This is a genomic window from Nocardia brevicatena NBRC 12119, assembly GCF_000308495.1.
GTDB lineage: Bacteria > Actinomycetota > Actinomycetes > Mycobacteriales > Mycobacteriaceae > Nocardia > Nocardia brevicatena.
This window is the reverse complement of sequence record NZ_BAFU01000093.1, coordinates 1-12,956: the sequence shown is the minus strand read 5'-3', so window position 1 is coordinate 12,956 and position 12,956 is coordinate 1. Positions and strand designations below refer to the sequence as shown.

At 65.7% G+C, this 12,956-nt stretch carries 9 protein-coding genes; 3 read left to right on the top strand and 6 right to left on the bottom strand.

The window, feature by feature from the left end; genetic code table 11:
• The first annotated feature begins 770 nt into the window (after positions 1-770).
• The 3 genes from ON20_RS25480 to ON20_RS25470 all read left to right on the top strand — a co-directional run bounded on the left by ON20_RS25480 (position 771) and on the right by ON20_RS25470 (position 3,769).
• Positions 771-1,727: a ParA family protein gene (locus ON20_RS25480; protein ID WP_245547483.1), complete on the top strand. Its 957-nt coding sequence runs from the start codon at positions 771-773 to the stop codon at positions 1,725-1,727.
• A gap of 52 nt (positions 1,728-1,779) precedes the next feature.
• Positions 1,780-2,808 carry a ParB/RepB/Spo0J family partition protein gene (locus ON20_RS25475; RefSeq protein WP_040839414.1) on the top strand — a complete coding sequence of 343 codons (1,029 nt, stop codon included), beginning with the start codon at positions 1,780-1,782 and terminating at the stop codon, positions 2,806-2,808.
• A 229-nt stretch (positions 2,809-3,037) separates the two neighbouring features.
• Entirely contained in the window at positions 3,038-3,769 is a 732-nt protein-coding gene (locus ON20_RS25470; protein ID WP_040839413.1) for a hypothetical protein, read from the top strand.
• Between the two features lie 79 nt (positions 3,770-3,848).
• Here ON20_RS25470 and ON20_RS25465 read toward each other — a convergent pair whose 3' ends face one another.
• From ON20_RS25465 to ON20_RS25440, 6 genes are all read right to left on the bottom strand, one after another.
• Complete coding sequence (locus tag ON20_RS25465) at positions 3,849-5,042, bottom strand: N-acetylmuramoyl-L-alanine amidase (protein ID WP_040839412.1); 1,194 nt, start codon at positions 5,040-5,042, stop codon at positions 3,849-3,851.
• 236 nt (positions 5,043-5,278) lie between these two features.
• Complete coding sequence (gene trxA, locus ON20_RS25460) at positions 5,279-5,605, bottom strand: thioredoxin (RefSeq protein ID WP_040839410.1); 327 nt, start codon at positions 5,603-5,605, stop codon at positions 5,279-5,281.
• 55 nt (positions 5,606-5,660) lie between these two features.
• Entirely contained in the window at positions 5,661-6,650 is a 990-nt protein-coding gene (gene trxB, locus ON20_RS25455) for a thioredoxin-disulfide reductase (RefSeq protein WP_040839408.1), read from the bottom strand.
• A 114-nt stretch (positions 6,651-6,764) separates the two neighbouring features.
• Complete coding sequence (locus ON20_RS25450; RefSeq protein ID WP_040839406.1) at positions 6,765-7,538, bottom strand: RsmA family anti-sigma factor; 774 nt, start codon at positions 7,536-7,538, stop codon at positions 6,765-6,767.
• Positions 7,539-7,664: 126 nt separating this feature from the next.
• The gene (sigM, locus tag ON20_RS25445; protein WP_040839463.1) at positions 7,665-8,237 is read right to left on the bottom strand and encodes an RNA polymerase sigma factor SigM; all 573 of its coding nucleotides are present in this window, start codon (positions 8,235-8,237) and stop codon (positions 7,665-7,667) included.
• 392 nt (positions 8,238-8,629) lie between these two features.
• Positions 8,630-12,589, bottom strand: a complete 3,960-nt coding sequence (locus ON20_RS25440; protein WP_157228986.1) for a murein biosynthesis integral membrane protein MurJ — start codon at positions 12,587-12,589, stop codon at positions 8,630-8,632.
• Between the last annotated feature and the right edge of the window lie 367 nt (positions 12,590-12,956).

Genomic DNA, 12,956 nt, shown 5'->3' with positions numbered 1-12,956 from the left:
TTGAAATGACTCAGGATGTCGGCGAGGGGGTATGGGTGGGCGGTGGTGCGATTGCCGACCCCTCTCGGAGGCCATTCGATATCGGCCCGGCGTTTCATGTGAAACATGCCCGTGTGTTCGGTGGACCCGTCGCTCATAGGTGTTCGCGAGGCGCTCGGTATTCCGCCCCAGGAGCTGTAAGATCCCCCGCGCACGGAAGGGGCGCTCATACCTTGCGACATGACCGCGAGAAAGGCGGACCGATCGACACCACATCGGCGAGCGCGGCTCAGCGATCGATCCGGCGGAGTTGGTCGCGAAGCGTATCCACGACTCTCGGTTCCCGGGAGGGGCCCGGGATCCTCCAATGGGAGCAAGATGTCCGCCGAGATCGCCATGGAGGTCGGCCTGTGTTGGGATTCGCACGACGTTTCATGTGAAACATGGCAGCACCCATCTTCCGGCGCGCCCGAAAATCGCTTTCTGGGGTGTGTCGCGGGCGCTTCACAGCGGTTCAGCTTTCTTATTACGCTCCGTGCCGGCAAGCTAATAAACGTCGGGCGTGAGCGTCGGTGCCACGGAGGGATATTGGTGTCACAGCGGCAGAGGCTCCGCTCGGGCAGCCGGGCGGAGTGGTTCCGATCGGACATCAGGTTCGAGCCGACACAGCTTTTTCCACGACACGGCACCGGCTGTGCCGAGGTTACGTGACCTTGCAGTTCTCGCGTTAGGAGCGGTCTATGTCTAGCGGTTCGGCGAACGTTTCACGGGAAACATCGCGGGTTCCGGGGATGTTGGATGCCAGCAATATCAGCCCGGAGTCCTTCGGAAGCACACCGTTCGGGCATATCTCCCCTACCGAGACGCCGATAGCAGCCGAGGCGCACCGGGCAAGCCGGCTATTGCCTCCAGGAAAGGTGACAGTGCCGAAACCGCATGAGCAACGGATCATCACCATCGCCAACCAGAAGGGCGGTGTTGGTAAGACGACGACCACGGTGAATCTCGCCGCGGCCCTCGCGCACCAAGGGATGAAGGTGCTCGTGATCGACTTGGATCCCCAGGGCAACGCCAGTACCGCGCTAGGGGTTGACCACCATTCGGGTGTCCCCTCGACGTACGAACTGCTGATCGGCGAGATCAAGGTCCAGGAGGCCATTCAGCAGAGCCCGCATAATGACAATCTGCTCTGCATCCCGGCGACTATCGACCTGGCGGGCGCGGAGATCGAGTTGGTGTCCATGGTAGCTCGGGAGAGTCGGCTCAAGACCGCGATCCAAGACGCTAATATCGCCGGATACGACATCGACTATGTGATGATCGACTGCCCCCCTTCGCTGGGCCTGCTGACCGTGAACGCCATGGTAGCTGCCAAGGAAGTGCTGATCCCCATTCAATGCGAGTACTACGCACTGGAGGGTGTTGGGCAGCTCATCCGCAATATCGGTCTGGTGCAGGCGCATCTCAACCCAGAGTTGCATGTCTCCACCGTGATCCTCACGATGTACGACGGTCGCACCAAGCTCGCCGATCAGGTCGCCGAAGAGGTCCGGAGCCATTTCGGTGATGTGGTCCTGCGTTCGGTTATTCCGCGCAGTGTCAAGGTGTCCGAGGCGCCCGGATACGGTATGACCGTGCTCGATTACGAGCCAGGCTCTCGGGGTGCGATGAGTTATCTCGACGCCGGTCGAGAGCTAGCAGCGCGTGGTGCGGCCAAGCACCCCGCGGGCGCGGATAGTGTGAAGTGAATCGAATCAGGTGTGATCGGGCGTGGCAGCGGAACAAGGAAAAGGTAGGTCGATGAGTCAGTCGAAGAAGGGCGGACTGGGGCGCGGCCTGGCGGCATTGATTCCGACGGGTCCGGCCACCCCGGCGACTTCGACCGGTGGGCTGGGCGCCGATACGGCAAACGCTGTTATCGGTGATCCCGTGCATCGACCTGCCGCCACGTTCTTGCACCGCGTGCCCGATCCCGATATCGAGGAAGCGGATCTCACTTTCGCCGGGGATGCCGTCTATCGAGAAATTCCGCCGGACCGGATCGAGCCGAATCCGAAACAGCCGCGGCAGTATTTCGACGAGGCGGCATTGACCGAACTCGTCCACTCCATCCGTGAATTCGGCTTGATGCAGCCGATTGTCGTCCGCTGTCTGCCCGGTGATCGGTATCAGTTGGTCATGGGTGAACGCCGATGGCGGGCCTGTCAGGAGGCGGGGCTGGAGGCCATACCGGCCATCGTTCGGGAGGCCACCGATGATGCGCTGCTGCGCGACGCGCTGTTGGAGAACATTCATCGCGTCCAGCTCAACCCTCTCGAAGAGGCGGCCGCATATCAGCAGCTGCTCGAGGAGTTCGGGGTCACCCAGGAGGAACTGGCCAACCGTTTGGGACGCTCCCGTCCTGTGGTGACGAATATGATCCGCCTGCTCAAACTGCCCATCCCGGTGCAGCGTCGGGTCGCGGCGGGTGTGCTGTCTGCCGGACACGCGCGCGCGCTGCTCGGCTTGGAGGGTGGGCCCGAGGCACAGGAAACGCTCGCAGCGCGGATCGTGGCCGAAGGGTTGTCGGTGCGGTCCACCGAGGAAGCGGTAAAGCTGGCCAACCGGGAGCTGGAGAACGCGGGCTCCCTCAAGGAATCCACTCCGCGCCGTAAGCCGACGCTGGCACCTGGGCTTCAGGAGGTGGCCGAGCGGCTGTCGGAGTCGTTCGATACCAGGGTCACGGTGAGCCTGGGCAAGCGGAAAGGCAAAATAGTCGTCGAGTTCGGTTCCGTCGATGACCTCGACCGGATCGTCGGTTTGATGCAACGTTCCACGCTGGAAAATTGAAAATAACAGGCTCAAAAGGCCGTGATCGATTACCTGGTATAGAAACGTCACTGTGACGGTGTGGAAATTATCCGGTTCTTCTTGTGGATACCGGTGCTGTGGCGTAAACCGAACAGTAAACGGGTGACATGAAATGAGGCAGGTTCGCTTGATCGCATATTCTTGCCGGCGAGAAATTTGATGCGGCGTGAGCGTTGATGAATCGGACAGCTGGAGGCTGAGCAGAGCGGTGTCGACCAGCGTCACAGCACTTACCTTGGACGGCCTGACCCGGCTGCCCGCGCATTCCCGTCGCTGCGTGTTCTGGGAGATCGATCCCGCGGTGGCGGCGGACTCGCGCGAATTCAGCGATCCGGTATTCGAGAAGGAAGCCTGGATCTTGACGGTCATGCTCGAATGGGGTTCCTGCGGGCAGATCGCGACGGTCGACGGACACAGCGCCGGATGCGCCTTGTACGCACCGCCCAGCGTGGTGCCGCGGGCAGGTCTCTTCCCCACTTCACCGGTCAGCCCGGATGCGGTGCTGTTGACCACCCTGCATACCGAATTCCCGTATCAGGGCAGTGATATCGCGCACCGGTTGGTGCAGGCGGTGGTAACCGATCTGGTGCGCCGCGGTGTGCGTGCCCTGGAGGCCTTCGGGATTCGGACCGCTCCCCCGAGTATGGCGTTATCCGACCGTCCGACCGGGACCATGCGCCTGATGGAGCGGATAGGTGTTCCGGAACAGAACCGGCGGTCGGCTCGTTCCCGTTCGGGCTGCTCGCCCGAGAACTGCATGATCGATGCCGACTTCCTGGAAGACGTCGGCTTCGAGGTAGTGGCGCCGCATCACCGTTTTCCCCGCCTGCGGCTCGAACTCGACTCCGATCACGGGTGGAAAGAGGATGTCGAGCATGCACTCGACCAGCTGCTCACGGCCGCATCCATGACTGTGCCCACCCGGCTCCTCACGCTGTGAATTCTCTCCCGTCCCGATAAACGTCGTCGGCCTCCACCGGTTCGAGCGGTGGAGGCCGACGACGTTTATCGGTCGATGGTTATCCGCGATCGGCGGCGGCGAGCTCTTCGGCCAAGAGTTCGGCGAAGGTATAGGTGCCGGTGGGCTGGTCGTCCTGCCCCAGCAGGTAGAGCCGCTTCACCGAAATGAGGATGGCTTCGGCGATGACATCACGCATACGCGGATTGGTGAGTATCACCGCGTCGTATTCATTGGTGAGATAGCCGAGATCGATCTGGACGGTCGGCATCTTGGTCAGTCGCAGTAGGTCCCACGTGCGCGCATGTGTACGGCAGTCCTGCATCGATGCACGGGCAACCACCTCCCGCTGAATGAATCCGGACAGCACCTGTCCGATCATGGACACCGAACCGTGGGAGTTGCCGAAATAGAAGCAGGCGACCCCGTTGGCCAGCGGACTGGAGTTGGTGGCACAGCGCAGCGAGATCATCAGATCCGCGTCGAATGCATTGGAGGTTTCGGCCCGCTCGGCATCGGTCGGGTTGGCACCCCACGGCCGGGACAGGAAAGTCTCCATCCCGGTTGCCGCCATCCGGCCCTCCAGCCGGCCGGCCAGATCCCAGAGGATCCCCGATTCGTAGACCTCACCGAATTCGGTGGATATGCCGAAGCCCCGGTCGGGTCCGCCGAGACCGGGATCGATGATGATGCGTTTGCCGGTCAGTTGCGGCCCGGCCCGGTGCACCACTTCTTCCTCGGCGATCCGGTGCGGATTTCCGCCGGTGACACGGGCGCCGAGCAGCTCCAGGGAACGCAGCGTGTCGGGTCCGCAGATACCGTCGGCGGCCAGGCCGATCTCGCGCTGGAACGCGGTCAGACCTTCATGGGTGTGTGGTCCGAAGTAGCCGTCGACACGGTGCACATAGAAACCGAGATCCTGCAGGCGCCGCTGTAATGTCGCGACATCGTCGCCGTACAGCGGCGCGGACAGTTGATAGATCAGGGTGCGGGCGCCGAGACGGTAGGAGGCCTCCTTCAGCGCCCGATACGTGGCCGGACCGACCACCCCGTCGACCAGCAAACCGCGATGCTGCTGAAACGCACGTACCGCGGAGTCGAGCTGATCGTCGAAGGTGGCCTCGGTGTCCTTCCAGTACTCATCCACCCCGTCGGTATCGCTACCGCTATGCGTGTACAGGAACCCCAGACTGGCCAGGGTGCTCCGAACCTCTGCAACGGCTGGACCGGTGTCGCCGTAACGAAGTCGGTGCATGCGTGAGGGCCCTTTCCTTCCGTGAAACCCGGGTACCCACTCATGCGATGGCATACACCCTCGCACGACCGGAGCGTCATCAGCCTGAGCGGGCTCAGCGGCCGGAGGCGGTAGCGTGGTGTAACCACGCAGGCCGCCCCGCTCGGGCTCAATCGGCACTGATTGTCGCAGACCCGGCCCGCAATATAACGATTACGGGTCAGGGCATGCTACGGCGCGTCGCCGGATCGCGAAAGTCAGATGACGCCTTCGAGTTCGCGCAGCAGAGCAGCCTTACCCTTTGCCCCGACGATCTGCTTCACCGGCTTGCCACCGGCGAAAAGCATCATAGTCGGCAAGCTCATCACCTGGTAATCGCGGGCCGTCACGGGGTTGGCGTCCACGTCCAGCTTGGCGACGACCAGCTTATCGGCGTGGGTGCCGGCGATCTCGTCCAACACCGGGGCGACCATCTTGCAGGGGCCGCACCAGTCGGCCCAGAAGTCGACGAGAACCGGTTTTTCGCTGTTCAGGACGTCCTCGGCGAAGGTCGCGTCGGTAACGGTGCGGGTGGTATCGGACATGGGTGTTCTCCTCGTGATAAAGCAGGACGGCACGACCGGAAAGGGCGAGAACCTCTCAGCTGTCGGTGGCGACGGCCACCCGCTGATCGGCATTGGGCAGCGTATTGGCGGAGATATCGCCCCGTTCCGCCAGCCAGCGCTCGGCATCGATGGCGGCACGGCACCCGGTCCCGGCCGCGGTGATCGCCTGCATATAGGTGTGATCGACAAGATCACCCGCAGCGAAGACACCAGGTACCGCGGTCGCGGTCGTCGGCTCCTTGACCAGGACGTAGCCCTCACTGTCCAGTTCGATCTGTCCGCGGACGAGCTCACTGCGCGGGGTGTGGCCGATGGCGACGAAAAGGCCGGTAACGGCGAGTTCGGAAGTTTCGCCGGTGCGGGTATCACGCAGGGTCAACCCGGTGACGCTGGTCTCGCCGTGCACTCGGTCGACCGTCGCGTTGGTCACGAAAGTGATCTTCTCGTTGGCCTTGGCCCGTTCGAGCATGATCCGCGAGGCGCGGAACTCGTTGCGACGGTGGATGACGGTGACGCTCTCGGCGAACTTGGTGAGGAAGATCGCTTCCTCCATGGCCGAGTCGCCCCCGCCGATCACAGCGATGTGCTGACCCTTGAAGAAGAACCCGTCACAGGTGGCGCAGGCGCTGACACCGCGGCCGAGCAGTTCCTGTTCACCGGGTACACCCAGGTAGCGGGCCGCCGAGCCCATGGCGAGGATCACGGCGTGGGCCTCGTAGGTCTCGGTGCCGACTGTTATCTTCTTCACCGGTCCGCTCAGGTCGATGCCGTCCACGTCCTCGGTGCGGATATCGGCACCGAAACGCTTTGCCTGTTCCCGCATCTGTTCCATGAGGTCGGGACCCATGATGCCGTCACGGAAGCCCGGGTAGTTCTCCACCTCGGTGGTGGTCATCAGAGCACCACCGAACTGGGTGCCCTCGAACACGAGCGGCTGGAGTTCGGCGCGGGCGGCGTATACGGCAGCCGTGTAGCCGGCAGGTCCGGAGCCGACGATGATCAGGTCGCGAACAGGCGTGCTCATGGGGCCCTTCCGAGGTTCTTGCGCGGTCGTGTGAGTCAACAACAGGGTAAACGCAGTTGTTCCCTGCCCCGTTGAGCAGGTGATACGGTTATCGACCCGGTCGCGGGCGATGGTTCAGCCGATATCGGTGACGGCCAGCAGTTGCGGGTCGCCCGAGGTGCACCCCACTCCGACGACCAGGGCCGTGATCTGCGCCCCTTCTCTCCCGCCGACCAGAATGAGCACGGCGTCGCGACCGCGGAAGGTCGTGTCGGTGGCACCGAGTACGGTGCGGTCCAGTCCCGCCGCGCGAACGCAGTCGATGAGCGCGGTCGGTTCGGAGAGGCGGCCGCTGACGTCGTTGCGACCGAGTGCGCGCAGGGCGACCGCCGCGGTGAGACCGTCGTCCGGATCGGGCTCGGTCGGTTCGGCGGGGTCCGTGATCTCGACGGTGGCCGGCGGCGCCGCGGTGGGGGTGCGGTTCTGGTCGCGAACGATGGCCACCACGAGCCCGAGGCATACGACCACCGCGATGGCGGCCGCCGCGGCGACTGCCGGACGGAGGGTGCGGCGGCCGCGGTACCGATTGAGCGGAATAGGTTGGGGCGCAGTCGATTCGTTCGACGCGGGGACGAAGGGTGTGGTCGGGTCGGAGTGGTCGAGGGTTTCGACGAAATCGGCCAGTCGTGCCGCGATATCGGCCGGCATCGGATGGACAACCGTTTCACTGTGACCGAGGTGGGCCAGGTCGTCGCGTATTCGGTCGAGTGATCGCAGATAGCGTAGGGCCTCGGGGTCGCGTTGGACCGCGGGCCACAGTTGCCCGCCGAGCTCCGGGTCGATATTTCCGCTGTGCAGATCGGACAGCAGCTCCGGCGGGAACGGAGGTTGCGGAACGGAACTGGTCACTCTCGCACCTCCACAATGTATTCGTTCATCAGACCTGTGTCCGGTCGTGGCCGGTGTCGCTGCGGTCCACGGCTGAGTTGTCGTCCGGCGTTCGGTGGTTTCGTCACTATTACTGACGCAGCGTGGTTACCTCCGGTTCCCTGGGTCCCGAAGAAATTCCAGGCTCTTCTGTAGGCGCTGCCGAGCACGGGCGCATCGACTTTTGATCGTTCCCTCCGGTACGCCGAGAAGCGCCGCGGCCTCGGCAACGGTATACCCCTCCACGTCGACGGCCACCAGGGCGGTTCGCTGTTCCGGCGTCAGCTCGAACAGCGCGTGATCCAGCGTGATCGCGACTTCGACGTGCGCGTAGGTGTCCCGTTCGGTGCGTATTTCGACCAGGTGTTCCGGTGCGACCGCCACCGAGGGACGCGCCTTGTTGCGGCGAATCCGGTCCAGGCAGGCGTTCACCACGATGGTGTGCAGCCAACTGCGCACCTCCGCCTCGGCCCGAAACGTCCCCGCTGTCCGATGCGCGGACAGCAGGGCATCCTGGAGTGCGTCGGCGGCATCCTCGCGCGTATACGAAATGCGCATGGCCGTCTGCCACAGATGATCCTGGTGCCGGCGCAGCAGGACGGCGAAGGCATGCCGGACCCCGCGGGCATGCGCCTGGAGAAGTTCGAAATCGGAGGCCGCGTCGAGCGCCGACCCACGGATCTCGGATGCACCGGACGACTTCCCCCCGCGAACCCCCTCGTTCAGTTCGAACGACAATACCAACCCCTTGGACAGCGCTCGCGGCAGCAACGGGCCCGAGGGCCGTTACCGAAGAAGTCGCGGCATCCGGGCCGTTGTCCGGCCCCGACAGCGCACAGGATCGAAATGCCTGATCCCGAAGGCTCCCCTGCTGAGAGCGCGAGCAGCATCATATCCGGGTAACGATTCGGCAGCAACCGAATACGGTATCCGGCGGCCTCGGCCCGGGGCACTCATGAGGGCGGATATGTGCAGATCGTGCCCGGTTGCAGGCATAGCTGCGGCCCCGAGGTCGTGCGGAATCGCCATGGCGAAGCCTGTGGATCCGGACGGCCCCGATCCGCAGGGCAGATCTAGGGGGCGGCCTCGAAGCCGACCTCGGCCACCGAGGTCTGGAACTGCCCGTCGGTGTTGCCGAGACCGGTGATCCAGATCAGCACATAGCGCGTCGACTGGTCGGTCTGCACCGGGATCTCGGTCACGCCGTCGCCCAGTTGGGCGGTTCCGATCAGTTGGGTCTGGTCCAGTGTCGGGGAGGCCGTTGGTGAGGTGCGGACCTCCACCGAGGTACCGGGGCTGGGGGAGGTGATCGTGACCTTGGTCGGCGTGGCCGGGTTCGGCAGGGTGGCCAGCAGCCCGACCCCGTTCTTCAGCGCGGGGAACTGCTGGAAGTACTGATCGGTCTGCCAGACCGTGGCGGGATCGCCGTCCATGACCAACCGGGCACCCCCGGGGTCGTCCGGCGTCCCCTCCGGAGAGAACACCGTCATATCCGTGAGCGGAACCGGCACTCCCGCCGCGGCGGTGGGGGTACCGGGGGCCTCCGAGGCCGGGGGCGTCTCCGGCGGAGTGCTGCCGGTGGTGAGACCTATGATGCGCTGTTCGTTGAGCGGCTCACCGGACGTACCGGGTGCGAAGATATTCACCAGCCACCAGATGACGATGCCGAGGACCAAGGCGGTGAGGATGCCGAGTCCCACCATGATCCACATCATCCGCTGCGCCTTCTCGCGTTCGGCCGCGAGCAGCTCGGGATCGGCCAGCGAATCGTCGTCGGCACCCGGGGCCCGCTGCCCCAGTCTCAGGACCGGAATGAAGTCGGTCTTCTGATCGACGACCGAAGCCTGGTCCAGCACGTGCTGCACCGTTGCGGCCGTACGCACCCCCCGGTTCGGTTCCAGCGCGCGCACCGCGACCGCGGAGATCTCGAACGGCACCTCGGGGCGGATCTGGCGGGGTTCGATCGGGGTACCGTCCGGTCCGAAATCGGCCAAGCGCAGTCCGCCGACACTTCCGCCGCTCCCGGCGAGACCCGGAGTGCGGATCGGCCAGCGGGCGGTGATCAGCGCGTACAGCATGGCACCCAGGCCGCGCACATCGTCTTGGGGTTCGGTGTCGCCGAGGGTGCCGGGGAAGGCCAGCACCGCGTCACCGGAGGCGCTGATGCGCACCCGGTCGGGGTGGTCGATCGACAACGCGCCGCCGCTGCGGTGGGCCAGCTCCGCCGCCGAGGCCAATACCCGGATGGAGCGGGCGGCGCCGATCGGCGACGGCACGGTTTCCGCCATTTCCCGCAACGACCGTCCCGGGGTCCATTCGGCGACCACGATGCCGCCGGAGCTGCCGCGCACCACATCGAGCACACGGGCCAGACCGGGCGAGTTGATCCGGCCCAGGCGCAAGGTGCGCGAGAGGATGGCCTGCGGGCCGTCCTCGCCGGAATTGTTCGTCGCCTTCTGCTCGGCATCGACGAAGGTCAGCGCGACCTCACGGTCCAGTTTGATATCCAGGGCCTGCCAGAAACGCAGGTCACGCGTGCCGCCGTGGTCGGCCAACAGACGGTAGCGGCCACCCGCCACCGATGCCCCTGGAATCAGCTTGGGGCCCCGCTGGACCGCCCGCGCCGGGCCGTGCTCCGCGGCCATGGGTGGAACCGGGATCATGCCGGTGTCGTACATGGGGTCGCGGGGTGGCGCCTCGGCGAATTGTTCCGCTCGATCGGGCGTCTGTTCGGACTCGCCGGGGGTCTCTTCGGGATCTCCCGGCGAGTCCGGATTTTCGCCGGGTTCCTCGGGGTACGGTTCGGACCTGTCGACCGATTCGGGTGCGGGTGAACGCACGTCGCCGCGCTGCCGCGCGGGATCGTCCGGTTCCGCCTGTTCGGGCGGGTTATCGGTGGACACGCCGCTCGCCGGCTTCGTGGAAGAATCGGCGGCCGGGACGTCGCCCACCGCGTCGTCGCTCACCCTCGGTCCTCCTTCGCCCTGGTATGACGCCACTCCGGCGAATTCGCCACTTGTACTTGTCTGCCGAACAGGGTACGGGAACTGACCGGAGCTGGTGAGATCAACCGAACTCGGGCGTATAACAGGCAGCACCATGGTGGTCTGCGCGTCCATATACGAGTCGAAGCCGGAGTAGGCCAGGTACGAATCGGGCCGGCGCAGGACTTGGGTGGCGTATTCGTCCTCGACCGGTTCGTCGAGATGTTCGAGTTCGGGGGCCCGCGGGGTGATCCCGAGCCGCCGGGAGATCGCCACGGTGATGGCGACGATCTCCGGAACCCCGATGAGCCGCATCAGCCCGAACGCCACCGTGAACATCACGATGGCGGTGATGCCGACCCGCAGCAGCGAACCGATACCGCCCAGCGATTCCGTCAGTCCGGGCAGACCGAGCACCCGATCCGCGATGAGCATGACCACACCGCCCGCGGCCGAGGACATCACCACTCGGCTGACAGTTCGTCCCACGTTGGCCATCCGCAGATCACCGAGACTGCGGTGCAGCAGGTAGCCGCCGATGAAGGCGCCGGTGGTGAAACCCAGGCCGGTGGCCACACCCAGCACGATCACGACCTGATCGCTGCTGCTCGCGACGAACGGTGCCAGCGCCGAGAACAGGATTTTGACGGCCGTGATACCGAGGATGATCCAGGTCGGTGTCCATGCTTGCTCCCGGGCGTAGAACACCCGCAGATGGATCAGTACCAGCGAGTACGGGATCAGGGTGAAGGCCGACCAGCTGACCGCCGTGCCGAGCCGGGAGCCGTCCTCGGCGAACCGGGCGTAACCGAACAGCGCGTCGCCCACCTGCGGACCGGCCAGCGTGAGGAAGGTGACGATCGGAATCAGCGCGATCATGGTCAGCCTGGTCGCGGCCGACAGATCGTCGACCACCGCGGGGGTGTCGTCGGCGGCCGCGTTCCGGCTCAGCCGAGGCATGATGGCGGTGAGCAGGGTGACGCCTATGACACCGTAGGGCAACTGGAGCAGCAGCCAGGCGTTCTGGTAGATGACCGGCCCGGCCTCGTCGGCCTGCGAGGAGATGTTGTTGGCGAAGATGGTGCCGATCTGGCTGATCAGCACGTACAGGATGATGGCGGCCGCCATGGTACCGAACTGTTTGAGTCGGTTGTCCAGTCCCCACAGCGGGCGCAGGTCGATCCCGTGCCGGCGGATCGCGGGCAGCAGGCTCGCCGCCTGGGTGAATACGCCCAGGGTCACTCCGCCGCCGAGGACCAGCAGTTTCGGATCGCTCATCCGCACCGGGTCGAGGGTGATCTCCCCCGGCGTGAGCGCGTAGAGCCCCAGGACGGCGAGCACCACGAGGTTGTTGAGGACCGGTGCCCAGGCGCCGGGTCGGAACGCGCCGCGAGTGTTGAGGATCGCGGTGAGCAGTGCCGACAGGCCGTAGAAGATCACGGCGGGTAGCAGCAGGAAGGTCAGCGCGGTGGTGAGCGCGGTATTGACCTTGCCGTCGGAGGAGACGAAGACATGGGTCGCCAGTAGCGGCGCCGACGCGGTCGCCAACAAGGTGGTGGCCGCCAGGATCACAAAGGCGGCGGTCACCAGTCGGCGGACGAACGCGGCCCCGCGGTCGTCGTCCTCCTGTTCCGCGCGCACCAGGGTGGGCACCACGATGGCGGTGAGCACCGCGCCCAGCACCAGTTCGGCGATCATGTTCGGAATCAGGCTCGCCGAGGAGAACGAACTGGCGATGGCCGGGCCGAGCACCGCCAGCAACAACAGCTGTTTCCCGAAACCGGTTATCCGGCTGATCAGGGTCGCAAAGGCGATCGAGCCGGAGTCGCGGAGCAGCCGGGCGTCACTGTTCTCGGTCTTCTCGCCGGATCCGGCGGAGACCGGCTTGCCGGCGGCCGGCCGGGCACGGCGGCCGTCGGGTGCACGTGTCGGCGCGGCGGGCTGTGGCGGCTGTTCCGACCGCGCGCGCCGCGGATCGGGATGCGACGTCGGGAGATGCGGGCCGGGCTGTGGTGATTGCCCCTGTTGGGGTACCTGCGGTGGCCGCATGCGCTGTGCCGGGTGGGGCTTGTAAACGGCGCCGGGAGGTGGCGGCACGGCCGGTTGGGCTCCCGTCGGCGGCCCCGGCCGTGGGCGTGGCGGTACGGCCGGGCCGGGCGGCGGTCCGGGGAGCCTCGGTGACACCGCGGGTTGGGCACCGCTCGGCGGATTAGGGTATCGATCCGCCGGAGGAGCCGCCTGTTCCGGCCCGGCCGGTGGCCCGGGCTGTCGCGGCGGCACCGCAGGCCGGGCTCCGGTCGGCGGATTCGGGACGCCGGCGGGTGGTGCGGTCGGGCGTGGACCGATGGAGGGCGGTCCTGGGCGGCGCATCGGTGGTCCGGCCGGCTGCGATCCGGTGGGGGGAAGCGGCTGCCGG